The sequence below is a fragment of the Stenotrophomonas sp. YJH_SMC_120 genome, from assembly GCF_059368675.1.
This window is the reverse complement of the sequence record NZ_JCAFRY010000015.1, coordinates 53,015-77,610: the sequence shown is the minus strand read 5'-3', so window position 1 is coordinate 77,610 and position 24,596 is coordinate 53,015. Positions and strand designations below refer to the sequence as shown.

Sequence of the window (24,596 nt, the reverse complement as noted above, 5' to 3'; positions counted from 1 at the left end):
CCCTTGGGCGCCGTTGTCGTTTCCATCATTACCGGATTCAGCGGCACGCGTCGTACACCGCGTCGTCGAGCTGCCGACGCTGTACGAAGTCCAGGCGCTTGGCCTTGGCCAGCACCTCCCCGCGGCGCTGTCGTGCGCGCTCACAGGCCCTGGGGTCCGTGCTGATGGGTATCAGCGCGGCCTGCGGCCGCCCCGAGCGCACGGTGCGCGGTCGCGCCGGCACCGCGCTGCCCGCGCCGGCCGGCTTTGGCACCGGTCCGCGTGACAGCGACTGCTCCTCGGGCACCTCCCAGCGCCATTCCGCATGCCCCTGGCAGGGTGTCTGCTGATAGACCGGATGTGGCCCGTCCACGCATTTGTAGACGTTGGTCTGCGCATGAACCGCCGTGACCAGCATCAGGCACAACAGTGGGCTACATCGCATTCTCGGCATCGCGAGCTCCTCGACCAGGCTGCCGCCATCGTCTGTGCGGTGGCCGCTTCATGCCAGAGCGATACGCGTCACAGTCCGGGCAATCCAGCACAGCCGTGCAAGCCGTCCGATGTGCACTGCGATGTACTGCCGAAGGCACCGGCACCGCTGCCAGTGCCTTCCCTCCCTTCCGCCAAGGAACCCGCAATGAGCAATTACGTCACCGTCGCCGATGGCGCCCGCATTTTCTACAAGGATTGGGGTACCGGCCAGCCGGTCGTGTTCGCCCACGGCTGGCCGCTGTCGTCCGATGCCTGGGACCCGCAGATGCTGTTCATGGGCCAGAACGGCTTCCGCGTGATCGCCCACGACCGTCGCAGCCACGGCCGTTCGAGCCAGACCTGGGATGGCAACAACATGGACACCTACGCCGATGACCTGGCCGCGGTGATCGAGGCGCTGGACCTGAAGGACGCGATCCTGGTCGGTCATTCCACCGGCGGCGGCGAAGTGGCCCACTACATCGGCCGCCACGGCAGCAAGCGCGTGTCAAAAGTGGTGCTGGTCGGCGCCGTGCCGCCGCTGATGCTGAAAACCGACGCCAATCCGGCCGGTACCCCGCTGGACGTCTTCGACGGCATCCGCAAGGGCACGGGCGGTGACCGCTCGCAGTTCTTCAAGGACCTGACCACACCGTTCTTCGGTGCCAACCGCGATGGCAATACCGTTACCCAGGGCATGCGTGATTCGTTCTGGCTGCAGGGCATGCTCGGCGGCGTCAAGGGCCAGTACGACTGCGTGCACGAATTCTCGGAAGTGGACTACACCGAGGACCTGAAGAAGATCGACGTGCCGGCGCTGGTGGTACACGGCGATGACGACCAGATCGTCCCGTTCGATGCCTCGGCGAAGCTGTCCTCGCAGATCATCAAGGATGCCGAGCTGAAGGTGTACGCCGGTGCACCGCATGGCCTGACCGTCACCCACGCCGACCAGTTCAACGCCGACCTGCTCGCGTTCGCGCGCAGCTGATGTACCGCGGCGGCGCCGCACCGGTGCCGCCGCCCCTTCGGTAGAGCCGGCCGCTGGCCGGCAACCCGATCATCCATCGTGATCACGCGCAGCCGGCCAGCGGCCGGCTCTACCACCGGCGGGTCAAACGCCTCTGCTTCGGTAGTGCCGGCCGCTGGCCGGCAACCCCATCATCCATCGTGATCACGCACAGCCGGCCAGCGGCCGGCTCTACCACCGGCGGGTCAACCGCCTTTGCTTCGGTAGTGCCGGCCGCTGGCCGGCAACCCCATCACCCATCGTGATCACGCGCAGCCGGCCAGCGGCCGGCTCTACCACCGGCGGGTCAGATGTCGGTGTGGTGATGCGGCACGGCGGCAGGCAGCGGGTCATGCCCGCCCACGAAGTGACGCACCACGGGTGCACGATCACCGCGATGCAGCTCCCGCAACACTTCCTGGATGGCCTTGTCATCAGCGGTGATGCGTTCGTGCTGGCGCAGGTGCTCGAGCCACGACGGGGTCACGAAATACTCCAGGTGGATGCCTGGACTGGCCACGTCCTCGACCACGCCCCAGACCACCGCGCCATCGCGGCGGCGGATCGTGCCCAGCGCGCGCATCTGCGACTGGAACGCGGCACGATCAGCACCGTCGATGCGGTACTCGATGGTGACCAGCACCGGGCCGCGATCGTTCGACACCGGCACCGACAGCTCGGGTGCGGGCCAGTGCCCGGCCGGACGCAGGTTCAGATCCTCGGTGCCAGCAATCCGCACGCGCCACACCAGCAGTCCGCCGATCACCGCACCTGCGGCAGCCACCAGCAACGCCAGCTCCGGCGAGGTGCGCTGCGCCAACGCGCCCCAGCTCAGGCCACCGGTCGCCATGCCGGCCGAGAACACCATGATGTACAGCGCCAGCGCACGCGCGCGTACCCATGCCGGCACCGCCGTCTGCGCGGCGATCTGCAGCGACGATAGCACGGTGATCCAGGCGAAGCCATTGACCAGCATCACAACCGGAAGCACGTACCAGCTGCGGGTCAGCGCCAGCCCGACCAGGCTGAGCGCCAGCGACAGCGTGGCCAGCAGCACCAGCAGGTCGCGATCCAGCTGCGCGCGCAGCTTCGGCAGCAGCAAGGCCCCGCCCACTGCACCGATACCGATGCAACCCAGCAGCATGCCGTACTGCCCCGCCCCACCCTGCATCTGGCCGCGCACCACCACCGGCAGCAGTGCATTCATCGCCGCAGCAAAGAAGAAGAAGCCCACCGACTTGATCAGCACGGCCTGAAGGCGTCCAGCGCGGCTGGCATAGCGCAGGCCCGCCTTCAAGCCGGCACCGAAACCTTCCGGCGGAAGGCTGGATTGCTTGGGATCACGCTTCCAGCCCCACACCACGAACAGCATCGCGGCAAAGGTGATGGCATTGAAGCCGAACGCCCACACCGCACCCAGCTGCGCCACGATCACGCCACCAATGGCCGGGCCGATCGAGCGGGCGATGTTGATGCCGATCGAGTTCAGCGCCACCGCCGAGGCCAGCATCGGCTGCGGCACCAGCTCGGAGACGATCGCGGCCTGCGCCGGCATTGCCATCGCTGCACCGCAACCCATGCAGAAGGTCAGCAGTACCAGCAGCTGCGGAGTCAGCATGTCCATCGCAGTCAGCGCCGCCATCACTGCGGCCACCAGCAGCATCCAGCCCTGGGTCGCCAACAGGTACCTGCGGCGATCGACGATGTCGGCCAGCGTTCCGGCCGCCAGTGCCAACAGCACGATCGGTACCGTTGTGGCCGACTGCACCAGCGCCACCATCAGCGGCGAACCGGTGCGTTCGGCCATCACCCAGGCGGCGGCCACGTCGTTGACCCAGGTGCCGATGTTGCTGGCCAGGATTGCCAGCCAGATCGAACGGAACATCTGGATCTTCAGCGGGGACCAGGCACCTGCGGCCTGTGCGGAGGGTTGCGACGCGTTTGCGTTCACCATTGCCATGCTCCAACGATCGAGGCGAACAGCGTGTCCTGGCCGCCGGCCTGCTTCAGTGCAGGACCGGCATCGACCCAGGCCAGCTGCAGCTGCCATTGCCAGTGTTCGCTGGCCTGCCAGCGGGTTTCGGATTTGTATTGATTACCGATGCGGCGCGCGCCACCGGCACTGCCTGGCAACGCCACCAGCGGCGCCGGCGTGGTGTAGACCGCGTCGGCGCGACGATGCTTCCAGGCCATCTGTACGCCCAGCTCCGTCGTCACCGCGTCGTGCAGGCGCAGGGTCAGGGTCGGCTGCACGTCCATCAGATTGGCCGGGGCCAGCAGGCTGGCGTCGCTGAAGTAGGCCGATTTCGGGAACAGCGCATTGAAGGTCCCCAGGCGGCCGTCACGCGGATTGCCATCGCCACTGGCGATGTCGGCCTTCAGCCCCAGACGCGGCTGCAGCGGCAGGTCCGTCCAGCGCCAACCCGTATCCGTGGCCAGCGTCCAGGCGCGGATATCGAGCGTGCCGACGGCCGTTCGCAGTTCACCGCCCTGCGCCACCAGCTCGCTGTTCCAGTCCAGTGCACCGGCCTGGCCGAACCAGCGCGCACCCAAGGTCTGCCGCCGCTCGATGCCGGAACCCGCCGCGAAGCGTGCGCCTTCGCGGCGGTAGTCCAGCAGATACAGATCCCACTGCCCCGCGCCCTGCCCGCGTGCCGTGGTGGCGTAGGCACCCCACAGGTGGGCACCGTGTTCCCCTCGATCATCAAAGGCACCCGGCCGGTTCTGCACCGGTCGCAGTGCCATCAGATCAAGCGTGCCGAGGCGGCCCTTCCAGCCCAGGCGCGCACCATCGAAGGCCAGGCGGATGTTCGGCCCATCGCGCACCGACAACAGTCGTGAGCTTCCGTAGCCGGCTTCCTGCCGACCGAGTTGCAGGTGGAAGCCGCCGCGCTGCCAGCGCCAATACGCCTGCTGCACGTCCAACGCGCTGCGGTCGGTGCGGCCGGGTCCGCCGGCCCTGCCATTCTCAGCATGCACGCCCAGCTGCAGCTTTGCCTGCCAGCGGTCCTCCACATAGGTGGCCGAGGCCAGCGCACGCAGCAGGCCATGGCCATCTTCGCTGCCACCAATACCGAACCGGGTCGGGTCGTAGTACAGGCCACGCACGCGCAGTGAGGCATCCCACTGCAATTGGCCGTCACCGGCATCAGTGCAGTGGCCACCCTCGCAGGCCAGCGCCAGCGATGGCACGGCCAGCAGCGCCAGGCTCAGAACGCGAAGCACGAGCATCCCATCGCGCCCCAGAACGCGGTCAGGTCATTGGTCGGCGCCGCGTGCTGCGCGGCATGCCCGTGCGCACCGTGGGTACTGCAGGCCACGCCGTGATGGCGGCGATGGGTGGTGGCCAACCCGGTGGCCGCATCGCCGACGTGGTAGCCACCGAACCGGTTGACCGGCGACCAGTCCGGCATCGCCGGCGGCAGCTGCGGCGCCAGCCCTGCATAGTCGGCATCTGCATGCACGATGCGGCCGCCGACGACGGTCAGCAGGCTGGTGATGTCGGCAATTTGCGCGTCGTCGACGCGGAAGAAATCGGCCGAGAGCAGGATGAAGTCGGCCAATTGGCCAGCTTTCAGCGTGCCCTTCACCGCCTCGTCGCCGGAGAACCAGGCGCTGCCCTGGGTCCACAGGCGCAGGGCCCGCTCGCGTTCAAGCAGGTTTTCCTCGCCATACAGGGCCAGCCCACCCACGGTGCGCCCGGTCACCAGCCAGGACAACGCCACCCACGGGTTGTAACTGGCCACGCGGGTGGCGTCGGTACCGGCACCGACCGGCACGCCTTCGGCCAGCATGCGCTTGACCGGCGGCGTGTGCCGCGCGGCCTGCACGCCATAGCGCTCGACGAAGGCTTCGCCCTGGTAGGCCATGCGGTGCTGCACGGCGATGCCGCCGCCCAGCGCACGGATGCGCTCGATGTTGCGTGGGGTGATGGTCTCGGCGTGGTCGATGAACCAGTGCAGGCCATCGAACGGCACCTCGCGGTTGACCTGTTCGTACACATCCAGGATGCGGGTGATGCTCTCGTCGTAGGTGGCGTGGATGCGGAACGGCCAGCGCTTCTCGACCAGCAGCTTCACCACGTCGTGCAGTTCGGGCTCAAGCTCCGGCGGCAGTTCCGGGCGGGGCTCGTTGAACAGTTCAAAGTCGGCCGCTGAGAACACCAGCATCTCGCCGGCACCGTTGTGGCGCAGCAGGTCATCGCCCTGGCGCGGCTGCAGGATCTCGCTCCAGCCACGGAAGTCGTCCACTTCCCTGCCCTTGTTCTGGGTGAACAGGTTGTAGGCAATGCGCACCGTCAGCTGGTCATCGCGGTGCAGCTGCTCGATGACCTGGTAATCCTCGGGATAGTTCTGGAAGCCACCGCCGGCGTCGATCACCGAGGTGATGCCAAGCCGGTTCAGTTCGCGCATGAAGTGGCGCGTCGAGTTCGCCTGGTACTCGATCGGCAGGCGCGGTCCCTTGGCCAGCGTCGCGTACAGGATCAACGCATTCGGCTTGGCCAGCAGCAGCCCGGTCGGGTTGCCCAGCGAATCGCGCACGATCTGCCCGCCCGGCGGATCCGGCGTGTCCTTGGTGTAGCCGCAGGCGCGCAGCGCGGCACGGTTGAGGAGTGCGCGGTCATACAGGTGCAGCAGGAACACCGGTGTATCCGGCGCGATGTCGTTGAGCTCCTGCAGGGTCGGCAGGCGCTTCTCGTTGAACTGCGCGGCAGTGAAGCCACCGACCACGCGTACCCACTGCGGCGCGGGCGTGCGGTCGACCTGGGCCTTCAGCATGTCCAGGGCGTCGCCCAGCGAGCGCAGGCCATCCCAGCGCAGTTCCAGGTTGTAGTTCAGGCCGCCGCGGATCAGGTGGGTGTGGCTGTCGTTGAGGCCGGGCAACAGGCGCCGGCCCTGGGCGTCGATCAAGGTCGCTTCGTTGCCCCAGCCACGCATGATCTCCTCGTCGCTGCCGACGGCGACGATGCGGCCTTCCTGCACGGCCAGCGCCTGCGCATGCGGCTGCTGCGGGTCGAGGGTGGTGATGCGGGCATTGCGGATGACCAGCGTGCTCATGCGACGCTCCTTGGAAGTGGAATCGAGTGCGGCACCGGCACGGCCGGCCAGACCGAGCGCAACAGCGGCGCCGCTGGCCAGCAGCACGTTGCGGCGGCCGTGATCGAGGGGATCGTGACTCATGCGAGGTCTCCCGGAAGACGGTGGACGTCCAGTGCCCAGGTGCCGGGCCCGGCCAGCGCGATGGCCAGCAGTACCGTGGTCCACATCAACGGGTACTCACTGCCACCGCGCATCCAGAACCAGCCCCTGGGCAGGGCCAACAGGACGGTGAAGCCGATGAAGGCGGCCGCTGCAAGCGCGGCGATGCGGGTCTGCCATCCCAGCAGCACGGCCAGCCCGGACAGCACCTGCAGCAGGGCCAGAAACAGCGGCAACGGTGCCACCGCTGGCAGCCCGAAGCCGCGCAGCTCGGTAGCGAAGCCGGACAGCCCCGGTCCACCGAACCAGCCGAACAGCTTGCCCAGTGCGTGCGGCAGCAGGAAGCCTCCTGCCGCCACGCGCAGCATCAGCAGGGCCAGGTCGAGGCCATGGCCAGCCAGCATGCTCAGTGCCCGCCTTCCTGCGCGCCGAACATGCGCTTGGCGTACTGGATGCCGATGCCGTAGCCGCCGGCATGGTCGCGGGCAATGCCGGTGGTCAGGTCGTAGGTTTCACCGCGTGCCCAGTCGCGCTGCAGTTCGAGCAGGTACTGCACGCTGGTCATCGGCACCGCGCCGGCCTGCACCATGCGGGTGATCGCACGCTCGTGCGCTTCTTCGCTGACATCGCCGCAGGCATCGGTGATCACGTAGACCTCGAAACCCTGCGCCAGCGCCGACAGCGCCGGCCCGACGATGCAGACGCTGGTCCAGAGGCCGGCAAGCACCAGGCGGCGCTTGCCGATGCGGTTGATCTCGTCGATCACCGCCCGGTCTTCCCAGGTATTCATCGAGGTGCGGTCGAACACCGGCTGGCCTGGGAAGATCTGCGGCAGTTCCGGGAACATCGGGCCGGAGAACGACGCTTCTGCAACCGTGGTCAGCACCACCGGCACATTGAAGCCCTTGGCACCCTTGCTGATCAACGACACGTTGTTGCGCAGCGCGGAGATGTCGATGGTGTGGGTAGCGAATGCCATCTGTGACTGGAAGTCGATCAGCACCAGGGCATGGTCGGTGGGCGACAACAGGGCCGGGGCGGGCGTGGCGGTGGCAAGGCTCATGGGTGGACTCCGTTGGAAACACGATCAGGGGGAAGCAACAGGGCCGCATCGCCGGCCAGGTACTGGCCGGGGCTGCAGCCGGTCTCGGCGCGGAAGCTGCGGACGAAATGGCTCTGGTCGAAGAAGCCGAGCTGCTGCGCCAGGCAGGACATCGGCAAGTGCTGGGCCGACAACAACTGGCGCGCACGTTCGATACGGCGACGGCGTACATAGCGCAGCGGGCTGGCGCCGGTACCGCTGCGGAACAGGCGGACCAGATGGAAGCGACTGACGCAGGCGACGGCCGCCAGTTCGGTGACCCGCAGCGGCTGTGACAGGTGTTCATCGACATAGCGCAATGCACGCTGCAATGCGGCGACCTGCTGCGGCGCCAGTGAAGCGGCGGGCGGATCAGGCGGAAGGATGGTGGCCATGCGGGACGCCGCGAAGAGATGCCCCATGGTGCGTGACCCCTGCGTGATGCCCTACCCCCGTCGGTCGAGGCCAGCACCTACCCGAATGGGGGAGGCCGACGGCCGAGCAGGCGGCGCCCGAACAACCGCGCATCGAGTGAATAGGCGCCAGGGCCCAGCGCCAGCAAGGCCAGCGGCAACACCACCAGTGGCCACGGCAGTGCCTGTGCATACAGGCCCAGTGTTGCCGGCACTACCGCCAGCGGCGTCAAGACGCCCAGTGCAAGCATCACCACCGCCAGCAGGCATAGCGCCGACAGCCAGCCCGCGTGCGTGCCCGGCGTGCACAATGCAGCGGCCACGCACAGCCGCAGCCACAGCAGGCCGATGCCCGGCCCGCGGTCGGGGAACATCACGAACAGGCGCTGCATGGCCGGACTCCACAGGACATGCCGGCGTGATAGCCGACCACGGCACCAGGCGCCTACCCCGTTCGGGTCACCCGCGGCTGCCCCGCACCTGCCAGAATGCGCGCCATGCACCGCCGCCCCTTCCCGTTCCTGCGTCGCCTGCCGGCGCTGCTGGCGTGCCTGCTGCTGTGGACCGCCCTGCCCGCCCTCGCCGTGCAGCGGCCGGCCGTGAGCAGCGGGTTGCCCGGCTACGAGCACACCGCCTGGCGGGTCGGCCAGGGTGCACCCGGTGACATCTGGGACATCAGCCAGGACCGTGACGGCCTGTTGTGGTTGGCTACCGGTTCGGGCCTGTACCGATTCGACGGACGTCGCTTCGAACGGCAGGCGCCACCGGCTGGCACCCGCTACCCGTCCACCAACATGGTCACGTTGGAACACAGCGCCGATGGCGCACTGTGGATCGGCTACTTCCAGGCAGGCATCAGCCAGTTCGCGCGCGGCCAGCTGTACAACTACGGCCGCGGCCAGGGCGTGCCGGTTGGCGTGGTACCGCACTTCAGCCAGGACCGCGACGGCCGCATGTGGGCAGCCATCAATGGAGGGCTGCGCGAGTTCGATGGCCAGCGCTGGCAGCCGCTGCCCGCAGACACGGGCGTTCCGGAACACCGCGTTCAATGGGTGCTGCACGACAGCCGTGGCACCTTCTGGGTACTGGCCAACCTCAGGATCTGGATGCGTCCTGCAGGCCAACCGCGTTTCGAGGACACCGGCATTGCTGTATCCCAGATGGCGACGCTGACCGAGAGCCCCCAGGGCGAAGTCTGGCTGGCCGACCGTGTGCGCGGCACCTCGCCGCTGGCCAATGCGCAGGGCCTGCTGCCAGACAGCGAACGCGAAGCGCGACGCCTGCCGGACCTGGTCGCCGCACGCCTGCAGTTCACTGCCGACGGCGCGTTATGGGCCACGATGAGCCCGCATGGCGGTGTGGCCCGGGTCACGTTCGACGGCAGCCGCGCCGTGCGCATGGAGCGTTTCGATTCGCCGCACGGGCTGACCGCCACCTCGGCCGTGCCGATCATCGCCGACCGCGAAGGCAATCTCTGGGTCGGCACCAATCTGGGCCTCAACCGCTTCCGCGTGCGCAGCGTGCACACGCTGGCGGTCGGCCCCAGTGATCCCTATCGCTCGCTGGTGCGGGCCAGCGATGGGCGTGTGTACGGCTACGGCGAGGACCTCAAGCCGTACGACCTGCGCCGGCCACTGCTGGAAGGCAGCGCCGCACAACTGCAGGCGGCCGCGCGCCGGGCGCCCACGCCGATCTGGCAGTTCGACTGGGTCAACCTGGCACGCACGGTGGCCGGCCACACCACGCTGATTCCGCTGCCCGAGCCCTTCACCGGGCAACCGCTGCATGCCCTGCTGTTCGCCGATGACGACCAGGCCTGGGTCTGCACCGGTGAACGTGGCGTGCTGCACTATCTGCACGGCCAGTGGCAGCGCGAAACGCGCCTGCCCGAACAGGCCTGCTCATCACTGGCGCTGGATGCCAATGGCCAGCTGCTGCTCGGCTATGCCGACGGCCGGCTGCGCAGCATGGGCGCGACCCGCATCGAAACCTTCGATGCCAACCACGGGCTGTTGGTCGGCCCGGTCACCGCGCTGCTGCACCACCAGGACCTGTTGCTGGTGGCCGGTGAGGCCGGGCTGGCCGCCCGCCTCGGCAATGGCCGCTTCATGCCGGTCAACACCGACATGGCCGGCGTGCTGGAGGGCATCACCGGCATGGTTGCCGATGCGCACGGTCACCTGTGGCTCAATGGCAGTCGTGGCCTGGTCCGGTTGGGGAGCGATCAGTTGCGGCGGGCGCTGCGTACCGGGCAGCCGGTGACGCCACGCCTGTTCGATGCGGTGGATGGCATGCCGGGCATCGCCCTGCAGAGCGGACCGATCCCCACCGCCGTGCTGGCCGACGACGGCCTGCTATGGCTGGCCACCAACCAGGGCCTGGCCTGGCTGGACACCACCCGGTCGCACGTCAATGCGATGGCTCCCAGCGTGCGCATCGGCGACGTGCTGCATGGCAGCGAACAGCAACCACTGCGGGACGGCCTGCGCCTGCCGGCCGGCACCAGCCAGCTGCAGATCGACTACGTGGCGCTGTCGCTGGCACGCCCGGAACGCAACCGCTATCGCTATCGCCTGTCCGGCGTTGACGATGGCTGGCAGGACGCGGGCAGCAGCACCCGCGCGTATTACACCAACCTCGCGCCAGGCAACTACCGGTTCGAGGTGGAAGCGGCCAACGAGGACGGCATCTGGAGCACTGCACCGGCCAGCCGCAGCTTCCGCATCGCGCCTACCTTCATCCAGACCGTGTGGTTCAAACTGCTGTGCACCGCCGCCGTGCTCGCACTACTGGTGCTGGCGGTACGCATCCGCAGCGGGCAGCTGGCCGCGCTGTTTCGTGCGCGCCTGCAGGAACGCAATGGCGAACGCGAACGCATCGCGCGCGACCTGCACGACACCCTGCTGCAGGGCAGCCAAGGCCTGATCCTGCGCCTGCATGCGATCAGCCAGTCACCCCAGACCCCCGAGCCGGTGCGCAGCCAGCTGGAGTCGGCAATGCAGCTGGCCGAGCGCAACCTGGCCGAGGGCCGCGAGCGGGTCAATGCGCTGCGCGAGGGGCCGTTCGCGGGTCGCGACCTCGCTTCGGCACTGGCCGATGTGCACGCCGAGTATGCCGGGCACGGCACCAATCCGCTGCGCCTGACCGTGGAAGGCAGCCCCCCACCACTGCAGGCCGATGCCGCCGAGGAAGTGTTCCTGATCGGACGCGAGGCGATCCGCAATGCGCTGCGCCATGCCAATGCCAGCGCCATCGAAGTGGAGCTGTCCTACGGCACGCGGTGCTTCCTTCTACACGTGCGCGATGATGGCGTGGGCATCGCCGACGAGAACGCCGGCCATGGCCATTGGGGCCTGCAGGGCATGCGTGAGCGCGCCCAGCGCCTCGGCGCGGAACTGCAGCTGTGGACCCGCCCCGGGCTGGGCACCGAGGTCGCGCTGGCGGTTCCCGCCCGTCGCCTGTATCACCGCCGCCCATCGCGTTGGCGCTGGCCCTGGAGTAGAACGAGCCATGACTGAAACCCCTGCCCCGATCGGCGTACTGGTGGTCGACGACCACCCGCTGCTGCGTGACGGCCTGGCCGCCCTGCTGGGCGCACAACCCGATCTGCGCCTGCTCGGTGAAGCCGCCGACGGCGAGGAAGCCATCGCACGCTACCAGCAGCTGCAGCCGGACGTGGTGCTGATGGACCTGCAGATGCCCCGCCTGGATGGTGTGGAAGCCATCGTGCGGATCCGCGCGATGGACCCGCGCGCGCGCATCATCGTGCTGACCACCTACCGCGGTGACGTACGTGCGGTGCGGGCGTTGCAGGCCGGCGCCAGCGCCTACCTGCTGAAGGACATGCTGCGCCACGAGCTGGTCGACACGATCCGCATGGTTGCGGGCGGCCGGCGCGCGCCGATTCCACCAGCGGTGGCGGCGAGCATCGCCGCGCATGTGGTGGAAGACCGGTTGTCGCCGCGCGAGACCGAAGTACTGCGGCACGTGGCCGGTGGCCTGTCGAACAAGCGCATCGGCGAGCGCATGCAGATTTCCGAGCAGACGGTGAAGGCGCACATGAAGAGCCTGATGGACAAGCTGGGCGTGGGCGATCGCACGCACGCGGTGACCCAGGCGCTGCGGCGCGGCATCATCAGCCTGGACGACAGCGGCCACGATTAGGGAGTGTTCGGCAGGGCCTGCGGCCCTGCACCCACGGTAGTGCCGGCCGCGGGCCGGCAACCTCAACAGCAAAAGCGGGCTTTCCGTGAGATGGCGGGGCGGTGTCGGAGTGCGGGGACGCCGTGAACCCATCCTTGGGGGCTTGGCCGCGGCATCCATGCCGCGGACACCCCGCACTCCGACACCGCCCCACCTCTGACAGATTCCGATGGCTGTTGGTAGGTGTCGACCTTGGTCGACACGCTAGATCCACGCCACGCGTGGCTGAAAGCGGTCAGATATCGAAATCAATCAGGGGTCAGATCCGTTTTCCTCCGGAAAACGGATCTGACCCCAAGAGCCGTTCCAACAGACCGCAGGAAACTGTCGAAGGCGGGGTGGGTCCGGTTGCGGGGGTGTCCGAGGCATGGATGCCGCGGCCAAGCCCCGATGGGTGAGGGCGCTTTGCTTGCGAAGCACTGCTTCGCAAGCGCCCGAACGCACAGCCGCCAGCGGCTGGGCCGGACCGCGAAGCGGGGTTTACGGCGTCCCCCGCAACCGGACCCACCCCGCCCACCTACAGAAACCCCGCCGTTGCTGTTGCCTCCAGCAGGTGCAGAGCTGCAAGCCCTGCCGAACACCACCCCTTACTTCAAACGTAGAAGCAGGCTGCCGCCCGCACACACCACCGCCAGCCAGGCCACGCCGTGCCACCCCCACTGTGCCAGCGCCAGGCTGCCCAACGCGCCACCGGCGGCCATGCCAATGAACATACCCGTGAACAGCAGCGCATTGAGGCGGCTGCGGGCCGGCGGCACCAGGCCATAGACCAGCGTCTGGTGCGCCACCAGCGCCGACTGGAAACCGAAGTCGAACAGCAGCGCACTCACCACCAGCAGCGGCAGCAGCGCAGCGGCCGGCAACCAGGCTTCGGCCAGCAGCAGCCCGAAACCCAGCAGCGCCACTGCGATCGCCAGCCGCGCCACCGCGTGGCAACCCAGGCGATCGGCGAAACGTCCTGCAAACGGCGCAGCCAGTGCGCCGGCCGCACCGGCGATACCGAACGCACCCGCCGCCGCACTGCCCAGGCCCAGACGAGCATGCAGCATCAGCGCCAGCGTCGACCAGAATGCACTGAAACCCACCGCCAGCAGCGCCTGGCTGGCCACCGCACGGCGCAGCTGCGGCTGCTCGCGCCACAACGCCAGCAATGAGCCCAGCAACGCCAGATAGCGCAGCGTGCTGGTCGGTGCGAAACGCGGCAGCGCACGCGCCATCAGCGCGCCCATCGCCGCCACCGATACCGCGGCCAGCACGAACTGCGTGCGCCAACCCCATGCTTCAGCCACCACGCCACTGACCACGCGCGACAGCAGGATGCCGAGCAGCAGGCCGGTCATCACCCGGCCGACGATCTGGCCACGCTGTGCATCCGGCGCCAGCACCGCAGCGGCGGGCACGATGTCCTGCGCCAGCGTGGCCATCAGCCCGACCAGCAGGCTGGCCATCAGCAGCCCCGGCAGGTGCCCGGCCATCGCTGCGGCGCCCAGTGCCAGTGCCAGCAGCGCGGACTTCAACAGGATCAAGGTGCGGCGGTCGAAGCGGTCGCCCAGCGGTGCCAGCAGCAGGATGCCCAGTGCATAGCCGAGCTGGGTCAGGGTCGGTACCAGGCCGGCGGCGCGCTCGCCTGCGCCGAGGTCCTGGGCGATCAGGCCCAGCATCGGCTGGCTGTAGTACAGCGAGGCGACCGAGAAGCCGGCGCCGGCCGCCATTGCCAGCACCAGCGGGGTGGAGGGTGCGGTCGCGGGTGCGGCGGCGACGGATAGCGAAGGGGTAGACATGGGGGAGTCCGGTGGAGAAAGTGGGCGTATCCTGCCGGTATTCGCCAAACGTCTGTAGTAGGCTTCATTACATATTCTTCATACGCCATACGCATGCATGACCTCGCAACCGGTGCGGATCGCCTGGATCTGCTGCGCACCTTCCTGCGCATCGTCGATGCCGGCAGTCTGTCTGCCGCGGCCGTGCAGCTGGGCACCACCCAGCCGACAGTCAGCCGACGCCTGCAGGCCCTGGAGCGACAGCTCGGCCTGCGCCTGCTGCAGCGCTCCACCCACGGCCTGCAGCTGACCGAAGATGGGCTGCGCTGCCAGCGCCATGCGCAACGCGTGGTCGACGAATGGGAGTCGCTGCAGGCCGAACTGCACGGCGAACCGGAAACGCTGCGCGGACGCCTGCGGGTGATGGTGCCGCACGCGTTCGGCCAGGCGCAGCTGCTGCCGACCATGCTGGCATTCCTGGCCCAGCACCCGCAGCTGAGCCTGGAGTGGATCCTGGAAGATAGGCGCCCGGACTTCATCGCAGAAGGCATCGACTGCGCGGTGCGGGTGGGACCGGTCGACGAACCGCGCATGGTCGCACTGCCGCTGGCCGAAGTGCCGCGCATCGTCGTGGCAGCGCCGTCGCTGGTGCAGTCCACCGCGATCAGCACACCGGAACAGGCACAGGCACTGCCATGGATCTCACTGGTCACCTACTACCGCGAACGCCTGCTGCTGCATGACGCACAGGGCCGCGCGCATACGCTGTCGATCAGCCCACGCCTGCTCAGCGACAACCTGTTCGTGGTGCAGCAGGCCGCACGCGCTGGGCTGGGCGCAGCGGTGGTCTCGGCCTGGCTGGTAGCCGACGATCTCGCACAGGGGCGGCTGGTACAGCTGCTGCCGGACTGGCAGGCGCCGGCACTGCCGGTGCATGTCGTGTTTCCTGCTGCGCGCCAGCAGCCGCCGCGGCTGCGCGCCTTCATCGATGCGATGAAGGCCGCACTGCCGCAACTTCATGGAATGCGGCCGGCACCGCGTTAGGCCAGCGGCCGCGTCATCCACGCATGGCGTGGATGCCGTCCAACCCCATAGGGTCGGATCCCTTCCCACCGGGAAGGGCTCTGACCCTGTCGGTCACTGCGTCTTCGCCGCCTCGGCATTCCACGCCGCCACCTTGGCCTTGGTATCAGCCAACATCTTGTCCAGCGCAGCGCGGTCATACACGCTGCCACGCAGGATCACGCTGTCGATCTTCCCGGTGGCGGCGATGTCCTGCAGCGGGTTGGCGGTCAGCAGCACCAGATCGGCGGCCTTGCCCTGTGCGACACCACCGTAGCGGTCCATCTGGCCGAACCAGGCCGGACCGGAACGGGTTGCGGCGGACAGCGCCTGCGGCGCGGTCAGGCCTTCCTTCACGAACAGCTGCAGTTCCTGGTGCAGCGCGATGCCCGGGAAGTTGAACGAATTGAGGAAGCCCGCATCAGTACCGGCGATGATCGTCACGCCCGCCTCCTGCAGCAGCGGCAGCACCGCGGCCACCTGGTGGTACTGCGCGTGGCGCGCTTCAATCTGCGCCGGCGTGGCCTTGGCTGCGCGGTCCACGCGCCACTGGTAGGTCGCGCGCAGGCCAGGGCCGATGTAGGCCAGGTACGGATCGTTGGCGTGGTCATCCTGGTCAAGGAAGTCGAGGATGCGGCCACCGTTGAGGGTCGGGGTCACGAATACGCCGCGCTTTGCGAAATCACGGTAGGCATGCATCGCAGTGTCACGGTCGAAGCTGGCGTCGAGGCGCCGGTTGGCTTCGGCACGGTCGATGCGGCCTGCGCCGAAGTCGGCGGCGATCTGCGCTTCATCCTTGCTGCCGGCCTTGAATGCGTAGTCCAGATGCTCGATCGAAGCCAGGCCGGCATCGACCGCCTGCTCCACGGTCAGTGCCATCGGAATATGCCCCGAGGCTTTGAAGCCGGCCTTTCGCGCAGCGCTGGCCGAGTACAGGAACAGTTCCGGCTTCAGCGTGCTGTCGGTGATCTTCACGAAATCGACCTTGTCATGCTGCAGGCGGGCGATCGCCTTGTCGGCGTCGGCCTCGCTGCCCACTTCGATCGTGCCCTTCCAGACCGGCTTGATGCCTTCGATCTTCGCACCGGAGCTGAGCAGGCGCGGGCCGAACAGCGTGCCCTTGGCGATCTCGCCGCGCCACTGCAGCACCTGCTCGGGCAGGTCGCCGGAGCAGTCACGCACGGTGGTGATGCCGTGCGCGATGTACAACGGCAGCAGCGCCTTGTTCTCTTCGATCAGCGCCGGACCACCACCGAAGTGCACGTGCATGTCCCACAGGCCCGGAATCAGGTACTTGCCCTTGGCATCGATCTGGCGGGCCGCACTCCATTGGCTTCGCAGCTGCGCGTCCGGGCCGACGGCGACGATGTCCTCGCCACGGATCACCACGCTCTGCCCGGCCAGCGTGCTGGCGTGCTCGACATCGACCACGGTGGCATTGCGGATCAGCAGGTCGGCGCGCTCGGCGGCAGACGCCGACAGCGGTGCTACCGCAAGGAGGATGGCAAGGGACAACGGACGGGAACGGAACATGGACAGCATCCTGATGGGCACGCCCAGCGTGCGGGTGGAAGGGGTTTGCATTCAACGCACCGCGCCGTGCTGGCGCAGCAGGGTCTCAATTCCGGTATAGCCGCGCTGGCGCGCGTGCGCCAGCGGCGTCACGCCGTCGCCGTCGGCAAGCTCCGGGTCGGCACCGGCCTCCAGCAGCAGCTGCACGATCTGCACCTGGCGCGCACCGCCATCGCCAAGCAGGATCGCTTCCAGCAGCGCGGTCCAGTGCAGCCGGTTGACATGGTCCACCGCCACACCGGCCCGCAGCAGCGTGCGCACAGTGGCGACGTGACCGCGCTCGGCGGCCGGAATCAGCGCGGTGCCGCCATAGCGGTTGGTGCTGCGCAGATCGGCGCCATGCGCCAGGGTCATCGCCAGGATCTCGTCCAGGCCGCGCGCACCGGCGTACAGGTAGGCGCTGTCCTGCAAAGCGTCCTTGGCGTTGACGTCTGCCCCGGCCTCGATCAGCTCACGCGCGGCATCCACGTTGTTGCCATGCGTGGCCAGCAGCAGCGCGGTGCGGCCCTGGCCATCGCGCGCCTCCAGCGTGGCGCCATCCTCGATCGCCTGTCGCACCGCATCGGCGTCGCCGCGGCTGGCAGCATCCTGCAGGCGCGCGTCTGCGTCGGCCCTGGACGTGGCGGTGCAGGCGGGGGTGACCATGGCCAGCAGGCACAACAGCAGCACGCGCGTGAACGGCGCAGGCCAGCCAGCGGAATGATGGACGCGCATGACAGTGTCTCCTCATGTCCGTCGCCACGGAACGCCGTGCGACGGTAGCAACAGCCGGGCGTTGCCGGCCCCTGCCCTGCATGGTAGAAGTCGGCCCGGGTATCCAGAAGTGAAATGTTCAAATGCAAGACAGTGCCAAATCGAATAGAACCCTGTTCGAACTGGACCTGCTGCGGGCGCTGGTGATGGTGGCCGACTGCGGCAGCTTCACCACGGCGGCCACGCGCCTGCATTCGACCCAGTCCACGGTCAGCCAGAAGGTGCGCCGGCTGGAGGAACTGGCCGGGCATCGCCTGCTTGAACGCGGCCATCGCGACGTGCACCCCACTGATGCCGGCCACACCCTGCTCGGCTACGCGCGGCGCATGCTCGACCTGAACGAGGAAATGGCGCAGGCGCTGGCCGGTGCAACGGTGGAGACCGCGGTCCGCATCGGTGTTCCCGAGGACTTCGTCAACGCACAGACCACGCGTATGCTGGCCGCCTTCAGCCGTCGCCACCCGCAGGTGAAGCTGGAGATCAGCAGCGGCCTCAGCCGCGATCTGGCGCAGGGCTTCGACCACGGCGAGCTGGACCTGGTGCTGGTCAAGCAACGCCGCAACAGCCGCCAGGCGGTGCATTGCCGGCGCGAGCCGATGCACTGGATCGACAGCCTGCGCAGCAGCTGCCTGCAGCAGGACCCGCTGCCGCTGGTCACCTTCCCCCCGCGCGGGCTGTACCGCGACGAGATGATCCATGCCGTGGAAGCGCTGGGCCTGCGCTGGCGCATCGCCTTCACCAGCTCGTCGCTGAGCGGCATCCAGGGCGCGGTGGCCGATGGCATCGGCATCAGCCTGCTGCCGCGCCGCGCGGTCAGCCGCGAGCACCGCATCATCGATGGAGAGCGCGAGCTGCCGGTTATCGACAACTACGAGATCGGCCTGCTGCATCGCGCGGACGCCGATGATGCCGTGCGCGCACTGGCCAGCGAGCTGTGGCGGCAGGTGCAACGCGAACCGGACTGACCACGGTAGATCCACGCCATGCGTGGATGCCTTTCGCGCATCACGCATCGAAACATGGTCACTCCGGCCGTATAGCGGGCGACAATCGCCCCGTAGAGTGCCGGTTGTTTCCGTGCCCCACGGCGCCCTGCCATGTCCGACGAAATCCCCACCCGCTTCGATCCCCTGCCCGCTGCCCTGCAGACGCATCTGCAGCACCAGCGTTCGCTGATCGCCACGCGCGTGGCGGCCGGCTTCCCGACGTTGCCGGTGCAGTGGCCGCTGGCGGCCAGCACACTGCAGCGCGTGGTCGATGCCGAGCTGATCGATCGTGCCGACTGCGATGGCTGGGAAGCGCTGGGCGTGGCATTCGGTGACACCCTGGCCCAGCGCGTGCCGGGCCTGGCCTGGATGCAGGTCACCGATGCCTGGGGCATCGACGCGGTGCTGCGTTATGCCAACAGCAGCCTGCAGATCGGCGCCAGCACGCTGCTGCTCAAGCGCGCCGAGCAGGGCGAGATCATCGACATCGCCCACCTGCTTGCGTGGCTTGAGGAATTCGTCGCCACCCGCGCCGACGATTACGCCTGACGGCACATCGGGGTAGATCCACGCCATGCGTGGATGAATGAGACCACGCGATGGTGCCATCCACGCCATGACGTGGATCTACAGCCAGCGGCCGTCGACCATCACGCGGCGCTCCACCGGCACTCCGGCCACGGCGGCCGGGCCGTGCTCGGCACGCACGGCCACGAACGTCGCCGGCCGGCCTTCGGCAATGCCATGCTGCGGCAGGCCGATCACCTGCGCGGCGTGGGTGGTGACCATGTCCAGCGCCAGCATCAGGTCGGCGTCGGTGTAGAACCCGGAACGGTAGCCCAGCAACATCGCGCGCTGCAGCAGGTCCCCATTGCCATACGGCCACCAGCAGTCGCGGATGTTGTCATTGCCTGCGAACACGCGCACACCGGCATCATGCAGCGCGCGCAGCGGCGGGAACGGATGATCGCCCGGCGCGTTGCTCATGATCGCCACACCCGCCGTGGCCAGTGCTTCGCCCACCTGCAGCGCGCGCGCCAGCGGCACTTCGCCCAGCGAATAGGCATGGCTGACCGCAACCCGCCCCTGCAGGCCGGCGGCCCGCGTCCGCGCGGCGATGCGCAGCAGCTGGGCCAGGCCGGTTTGGCCGGGCTCGTGCAGATGGATGTCCAGCTGCACGCCGTAACGCTCGGCCAGGCCGAACAGCAGCGCCAGCTGGCCTTCGGCATCACCATCGAGCGTGGTCGGGTCGATGCCGCCGAGCACCTCCACGCCCGCGGCAAGCGCCTGCTCCAGTACGGCGGCGGTGCCGGGACAGGACATCACCCCGGCCTGCGGAAACGCCACCAGCTGGATCCGCATGATGTCGGCGCAGCGCAGTGCCGCCTCGCGCACCGCTTCGAGATGGCCGAGACCGGTGCTGCCGTCGATATCGACATGACAGCGCATCGCCACCGTACCGAAAGCACTGCATTGGCGGATCAGCGCCTCGGCACGGTCCACCATCGGTGCCGCACCCGCCACCGCCGCCTTCTCCACCGCCAGCCGCTCACGCAGGCTGTTCACCGGCTGGTGCGGGTGCCAACGGTCGCCGACGAAGCTCTTGTCGAGGTGAATGTGGCCGTCGATCAGCCCGGGCAGCACCGCGAAGCCCTGCAGGTCGACGCATTCCGCCCCTTCGACGGGCGTGGCCTCGCCATTGAGCCCGCTGATGCGGCCATCACGGATATGGAAATGCAGTGGCGCACCGTCGCGGTCGACACCGCCATGGACGAACTGGAGGGTCATCGGGAACTCCCGGAATGCCAAGAATGGCGCCATCGTGCGCCTCGCCGCAGCCATCGGCCAACGAAATATCTGGATGGCACGCATTCACCAGAACGATGACTGCCCTGCGACAACCGGTCGCAGCCACGCCGTGCACACCCCTGAACGGGTAACATGGGCGCCTGTTTCCGCTGTGATGCCGCATGGGCCCGTCCGACCGCCACGATCGTCTCCGCCGCTGGCAGGCCGCGTCCCTGCTTGCCGCCGCCCCGATCGCCAGCCTGTCCGCCACCGATGCAGCGGCTGCCGCGCCGCTGCAGTCACCGCCGGGCCAGCAGCGCATTGCCCCGGCTGCACTGGTCGAGCGCCTGCACCAGCGCGTGCTGTCCGGGCAGAGCGCCACTGCCACGCTGGAACACTGGTGCGCCGAGCACGGCCTGGCCGAACAGGCGCGGGTGCGTGCAGTGCGCGTACACGGTCACGACAAGCCGGCCCCGGCCGACGTACTGCAGGCGCTGGGCGTGAAGCCGGGTACCGACCTGCGCTATCGGCGCGTGCAGCTGGTCTGCGGTAGCCGCGTACTGTCCGAGGCCGACAACTGGTACCTGCCTGGCCACCTCAGCCCGGCCATGAACCAGGTGCTGGACAGCACCGATGAACCGTTCGGTCGCGTGGTCGGCCCGCTCGGTTTCCAGCGCCAGACCTTGGCCGACCAGACGTTCTGGCCGCCGCGGGGCGAAGGCGACCGCGGCGTGATCCTTGAAGTGCGCGCCCTGCTGCGCGACCGCCAGCAGCAGCCTTTCAGCTACGTCATCGAGTCATACCTGCTGCAGGCGCTTCCGTAACGCGCCGTGGCGCCGGTCATCCGCCGGTGCTACGGGCCCGCGATGCCGTTGGCGGCCGGGTCCACCGAGAACACGAAACGCCCACCGCGCTGGTCCCTGCCCCATGTCATCGGCGCGGTGGTAAGGCTGTAGACCGGGGCCGCCTTGTCCATGCCGATCGCCTCGGACCAGGCACTGAAATCCTCATCGGTCCGGCTTCGGATCTCGCCAACACACAGGCTGTAGCCACAGGCGAAAGACGCCAGCGTGCCGTCGTTGCCGATGAGCCGGGTCGCGGCCGTCCTGTAGAGCCGGGTCAGGTCCTGCACTTCCGGGTGACCGGCTGCATCGCGCTCGAACTGGCTGATCACCTGCGCGAAGGCCTTGTCGGAACCCAGCACCGCCTCGCTCTTCTGTGCGGACACCGCACCCTCGTTCAGCAGCATGCGCTCGCCCTCGAGGAAGTGACCCTCCGGTTGCGCGAGCCCAGGGGCAGCCGTCGTGGTACTCGATGCCGTTGGCACGCGCGCTGATACAGCATCGGTCGCGGGGTTGGAAAGGGACGGCGCAGGCGCGGCATTGGCCACCTCCGCGGCATCCTCCACGCTGGCCGCCTGCCTGCCACTGCAACCTGCAATGGCCAGCACGGCAATCACACCCCACCTCCTGACATCCATGCGCATCATCCTCCGTGTATCGCCACAGCATGCCACGTGCGCGACTGCAGCACGGATGCACTGCACAAAGAAAAGCCCGGCAATGCCGGGCCTTTCGTTCGCCCCCGGGATCAGCGGAACCGGTAGTCCAGCTGCACCCAGTACTGGCGGCCATACGGGTCGTAGTTGCCGACCGGGTAGAACGGCCAGCCGCCACCGTTCTTGTCCGCCGGCGGGCGGCTGTCACGCAGGTTGTTGACGATCACGCCCACCGACAGGTTCTCGCCGAACTGGCGGAACACGCTGGCGTTGTAGGTCATGTACGGCGCGATGCGGCCACTGCCATCGGTCTTCGGCAGCGAGCCGAAGCGGTTGCCGTACAGCGTAGTGGTCCAGTCACCCTGGTTCCAGGTGATGCTGCCGTTGGCCTTGCTGCGCCACTGGTAGTCATCCAGCGAATTGCGGATGTCACGCTCCGGATCATCGGAGAACTGCCGGTATTTGTGCTCCAGCACCACGGTGTAGGCCAGGCGCGTGGTGAAGCGGCCATAGCGACCGGCATCGAAACGCCAGTTGCCCTTCAGGTCCAGGCCGCGAACCGATTCAGAGGCGGCGTTGATCGGGTTGATCAGCACACGGGTCACCTGGTCCGGCTGCACGGTTGCATTGGACGGGTTGCGGATCACACGCGACAGCGCGTCCCGGCACAGCGGTGAGCCGATGTCACGCGCTTCGCCGCCCAGCGTCTTGCCCAACCGGCAATCGGCTTCGTCGCGCAGGATGCGGCTGGTATCGAGGCTGGTCACCTCGTTGTCGATGCGGATGTCGTAGTAATCGGCACTGAAATCCAGGCCAGCCAGCGGCGACCAGACCACGCCGAAGCCATACGACTTGGCCGATTCCGGCTGCAGCTGCGGGTTGGCACGGTTGCTGTAATCGATCGACAGGCCGTTGTAGTCGCAGTTGTCATACGACTGGCCTGCGGTGCGGCAGCGCCAGTAATCAGTCATGCCCGGGTTGTAACCACGCGTCTCGGTCGCGAACACGTAGTTCATGTCCGGCGCCCGGAAGCTGGTGGCAGCGGTACCACGGATCAGCAGGCTCTCGATCGGGCGGAACTCGACGCCGAAGCTCCAGGTCGCCTTGCCGATGTGCTCACCACCGGCTCGGTACTGGTCATAGCGCCCGGCCAGGGTGGTGGTCAGCGACTGCAGCAACGGCAGCTGCAGCTCCACGCCGGCAGCATAGCGGTCGCGCTCGCCACCGGCACCAATACCGGCGCTGGTGTTCCAGAATTCACCGGTGCCCAGTCGCGGGTCCGGTCGATTGCGATAGCCCTGGTTGCCAGCTTCGACCACCGCGGCCAGCGCAGCGTCGCCACCGGGCAGTGCGAACAGCCGGCCGTTGACGCTGGCGCTGACGGTCTGCAGCCACGCCGCGTTGCGGCTCTCCTGGTAGCCGGACAGGCTCTGGTACTCGTTCGGGCTCAGCGGCTGGAACAGGCGCGCGGGATCCGGCGCATAGACCTCTACGCCATTGCGCACGCCCAGCTTCGGGCCCAGCAGGTATTCGTTGATACCGGCCAGCAGCACCGGGCGGCGGGTGCGGTTCTCGTAACGCGAACGGCTGTAGACCGCCTCATAGTCCCAGCCACTGTCGCCGATCTGGCCGCGCGCGCCGACGTTGAATGACCACGAGTTTTCCAGGAAGCGGTTGGCATTGCGCGGCAGGCCACCGATTTCCTCGGGCGCAAACCGGCGGTACCAGCTTTCCAGGTTGCCGGTGGTCTGGTTGTAGAAGTAGTTGCGGGCCGAGGTCCAGGTGGGCGCACGGGTGTTGTTGGTGATGCGTGCGCTGCCCACGGCCAGATCGGCGAACAGGTCGGTGGTCTCGTTGACGTGGAAGGTCAGCAGGCCGTAGCCGTTGAGGTTGCGCTTCTCGGTCTGCACCGTCCAGTAGCTGGCGGCGGCCTCGTTGCTGCCGCAATACCAGCCCTGGCGCGGGTTGAAGGCACGGAACACGCTGCCGCCATAGATATCCGACGCCGCGTCGCAGCCATTGGCGCCCGGATCGATGTTGCGACCGGTCGCGGCGTTGCGGCGATACGCGATCGCGGTCGCCTGCGGCGCCTTGCCAGCCGGGTCATCATCCAGCGAGTCCATGAAATCGCGCTGGCGCGCATGGATCGCCTTGCGCACATCGAACTCGAAGCCGAACAGCGCATCCCAGCGCTCGCCGGAACTGCCACCAACCACCTGCGCGCGCTGGTTGTCGCCACCGCCCTGCTGGGTGCCGCCGGCCCGCACGTTCACGTCCACACCCTCAAAGCGGTCCTTGAGGATGATGTTGACCACGCCGGCGATGGCGTCGGAGCCATACACCGCCGACGCACCGGCCGCCAAGACCTCGATGCGCTCAATCAGCGCACTGGGAATGTTGGCCAGGTTGACCACGTTCACCGAGCCCTCGTAGGCCAGCGGGTAGTCGGCCTGGCGGCGGCCGTTGACCAGCACCAGCGTGCGGTTCGGGCCCAGCCCGCGCAGGTTGATGGTGTTGGCGGCCGGGGTGAAGGTGTTGCCGAAGTCCTCCCCCTGCACGTTGCCGGTGTTTTCAGTCAGGGCGCTCAGCGCGTCGAACGCGTTGCGGTAGCCCTGCGCGTCGATCTGCTCGCGGCTGATCACGGTCACCGGCGACGGCCCTTCGACACTGGCGCGCGGAATGCGCGAGCCGGTGACCTTCACTTCCTGCAATGAGGTGGGTGCGCTTTCCTGCGCGAAGGCCGGCGACGACACCAGCATCAGGGACGACAGCGCGAGCACCAGCGGACGCGGGCGCAGCGCCTTGTGGGAGGCAGACATG

21 protein-coding genes are annotated in these 24,596 nt (G+C 68.1%); 7 read left to right on the top strand and 14 right to left on the bottom strand.

The window, feature by feature from the left end; translation table 11 throughout:
• Nucleotides 1-37: 37 nt before the first annotated feature.
• Nucleotides 38-433, bottom strand: coding sequence for a hypothetical protein (locus tag AC5P60_RS16265; protein WP_024958102.1), 396 nt, complete (start codon nucleotides 431-433; stop codon nucleotides 38-40).
• Between the two features lie 186 nt (nucleotides 434-619).
• Here AC5P60_RS16265 and AC5P60_RS16260 point away from each other — a divergent pair, with 186 nt between their 5' ends.
• Nucleotides 620-1,444, top strand: coding sequence for an alpha/beta fold hydrolase (locus tag AC5P60_RS16260; RefSeq protein ID WP_005410005.1), 825 nt, complete (start codon nucleotides 620-622; stop codon nucleotides 1,442-1,444).
• 325 nt (nucleotides 1,445-1,769) lie between these two features.
• Here the strand turns inward: AC5P60_RS16260 and AC5P60_RS16255 are convergent, their stop codons facing one another.
• The 7 genes from AC5P60_RS16255 to AC5P60_RS16225 form a co-directional block, all read right to left on the bottom strand.
• Entirely contained in the window at nucleotides 1,770-3,416 is a 1,647-nt protein-coding gene (locus AC5P60_RS16255) for an MFS transporter (protein WP_483693253.1), read from the bottom strand.
• A complete protein-coding gene (locus AC5P60_RS16250) occupies nucleotides 3,410-4,693 on the bottom strand; it encodes an alginate export family protein (protein WP_495201775.1) in 1,284 nt (427 codons plus the stop codon). Before AC5P60_RS16250 ends, AC5P60_RS16255 begins: the two co-directional genes overlap by 7 nt.
• Complete coding sequence (locus AC5P60_RS16245; RefSeq protein WP_483693277.1) at nucleotides 4,672-6,519, bottom strand: amidohydrolase; 1,848 nt, start codon at nucleotides 6,517-6,519, stop codon at nucleotides 4,672-4,674. Before AC5P60_RS16245 ends, AC5P60_RS16250 begins: the two co-directional genes overlap by 22 nt.
• A 119-nt stretch (nucleotides 6,520-6,638) precedes the next feature.
• Nucleotides 6,639-7,064, bottom strand: a complete 426-nt coding sequence (locus AC5P60_RS16240; protein WP_088437066.1) for a DoxX family protein — start codon at nucleotides 7,062-7,064, stop codon at nucleotides 6,639-6,641.
• Nucleotides 7,065-7,066: 2 nt separating this feature from the next.
• Nucleotides 7,067-7,723: a hydrolase gene (locus tag AC5P60_RS16235; protein WP_012480558.1), complete on the bottom strand. Its 657-nt coding sequence runs from the start codon at nucleotides 7,721-7,723 to the stop codon at nucleotides 7,067-7,069.
• Nucleotides 7,720-8,163 (bottom strand): helix-turn-helix transcriptional regulator, encoded by a 444-nt coding sequence (locus tag AC5P60_RS16230; RefSeq protein WP_049402833.1) that lies wholly within the window; start codon nucleotides 8,161-8,163, stop codon nucleotides 7,720-7,722. Before AC5P60_RS16230 ends, AC5P60_RS16235 begins: the two co-directional genes overlap by 4 nt.
• Nucleotides 8,164-8,213: 50 nt before the next feature.
• A complete protein-coding gene (locus AC5P60_RS16225) occupies nucleotides 8,214-8,546 on the bottom strand; it encodes a hypothetical protein (RefSeq protein ID WP_005410012.1) in 333 nt (110 codons plus the stop codon).
• A gap of 96 nt (nucleotides 8,547-8,642) precedes the next feature.
• On the opposite strand from AC5P60_RS16225, the gene AC5P60_RS16220 reads away from it, so the two are divergent.
• The gene (locus AC5P60_RS16220; protein ID WP_049402835.1) at nucleotides 8,643-11,672 is read left to right on the top strand and encodes a sensor histidine kinase; all 3,030 of its coding nucleotides are present in this window, start codon (nucleotides 8,643-8,645) and stop codon (nucleotides 11,670-11,672) included.
• Nucleotides 11,665-12,318, top strand: a complete 654-nt coding sequence (locus tag AC5P60_RS16215; protein WP_005413756.1) for a response regulator — start codon at nucleotides 11,665-11,667, stop codon at nucleotides 12,316-12,318. The genes AC5P60_RS16220 and AC5P60_RS16215 overlap by 8 nt, the downstream gene beginning before the upstream one ends.
• A gap of 626 nt (nucleotides 12,319-12,944) precedes the next feature.
• Here AC5P60_RS16215 and AC5P60_RS16210 read toward each other — a convergent pair.
• Complete coding sequence (locus AC5P60_RS16210; protein WP_483693255.1) at nucleotides 12,945-14,138, bottom strand: MFS transporter; 1,194 nt, start codon at nucleotides 14,136-14,138, stop codon at nucleotides 12,945-12,947.
• A 93-nt stretch (nucleotides 14,139-14,231) separates the two neighbouring features.
• On the opposite strand from AC5P60_RS16210, the gene AC5P60_RS16205 reads away from it, so the two are divergent.
• Nucleotides 14,232-15,161 (top strand): LysR family transcriptional regulator, encoded by a 930-nt coding sequence (locus AC5P60_RS16205; protein ID WP_483693256.1) that lies wholly within the window; start codon nucleotides 14,232-14,234, stop codon nucleotides 15,159-15,161.
• 93 nt (nucleotides 15,162-15,254) lie between these two features.
• Here AC5P60_RS16205 and AC5P60_RS16200 read toward each other — a convergent pair whose 3' ends face one another.
• Entirely contained in the window at nucleotides 15,255-16,712 is a 1,458-nt protein-coding gene (locus tag AC5P60_RS16200) for an amidohydrolase family protein (protein ID WP_483693257.1), read from the bottom strand.
• 51 nt (nucleotides 16,713-16,763) lie between these two features.
• Nucleotides 16,764-17,465, bottom strand: coding sequence for an ankyrin repeat domain-containing protein (locus AC5P60_RS16195; protein WP_111109146.1), 702 nt, complete (start codon nucleotides 17,463-17,465; stop codon nucleotides 16,764-16,766).
• 122 nt (nucleotides 17,466-17,587) lie between these two features.
• On the opposite strand from AC5P60_RS16195, the gene AC5P60_RS16190 reads away from it, so the two are divergent.
• Together AC5P60_RS16190 and AC5P60_RS16185 are read left to right on the top strand one after the other, a co-directional pair.
• Nucleotides 17,588-18,469 (top strand): LysR substrate-binding domain-containing protein, encoded by an 882-nt coding sequence (locus AC5P60_RS16190; RefSeq protein ID WP_033833894.1) that lies wholly within the window; start codon nucleotides 17,588-17,590, stop codon nucleotides 18,467-18,469.
• Between the two features lie 132 nt (nucleotides 18,470-18,601).
• Nucleotides 18,602-19,039, top strand: coding sequence for a DUF3806 domain-containing protein (locus AC5P60_RS16185; protein WP_483693258.1), 438 nt, complete (start codon nucleotides 18,602-18,604; stop codon nucleotides 19,037-19,039).
• A 78-nt stretch (nucleotides 19,040-19,117) separates the two neighbouring features.
• On the opposite strand, the gene AC5P60_RS16180 is transcribed toward AC5P60_RS16185, so the two are convergent.
• Nucleotides 19,118-20,278, bottom strand: coding sequence for an amidohydrolase family protein (locus AC5P60_RS16180; RefSeq protein ID WP_483693259.1), 1,161 nt, complete (start codon nucleotides 20,276-20,278; stop codon nucleotides 19,118-19,120).
• Nucleotides 20,279-20,460: 182 nt separating this feature from the next.
• Between AC5P60_RS16180 and AC5P60_RS16175 the strand changes: the two genes are divergently transcribed.
• Nucleotides 20,461-21,102, top strand: coding sequence for a hypothetical protein (locus AC5P60_RS16175; protein WP_049452765.1), 642 nt, complete (start codon nucleotides 20,461-20,463; stop codon nucleotides 21,100-21,102).
• A 29-nt stretch (nucleotides 21,103-21,131) separates the two neighbouring features.
• Here AC5P60_RS16175 and AC5P60_RS16170 read toward each other — a convergent pair whose 3' ends face one another.
• Together AC5P60_RS16170 and AC5P60_RS16165 are read right to left on the bottom strand one after the other, a co-directional pair.
• Nucleotides 21,132-21,758, bottom strand: a complete 627-nt coding sequence (locus AC5P60_RS16170) for a hypothetical protein (protein ID WP_049452782.1) — start codon at nucleotides 21,756-21,758, stop codon at nucleotides 21,132-21,134.
• 110 nt (nucleotides 21,759-21,868) lie between these two features.
• Nucleotides 21,869-24,595 carry a TonB-dependent receptor plug domain-containing protein gene (locus tag AC5P60_RS16165; protein WP_483693260.1) on the bottom strand — a complete coding sequence of 909 codons (2,727 nt, stop codon included), beginning with the start codon at nucleotides 24,593-24,595 and terminating at the stop codon, nucleotides 21,869-21,871.
• Between the last annotated feature and the right edge of the window lies 1 nt (nucleotide 24,596).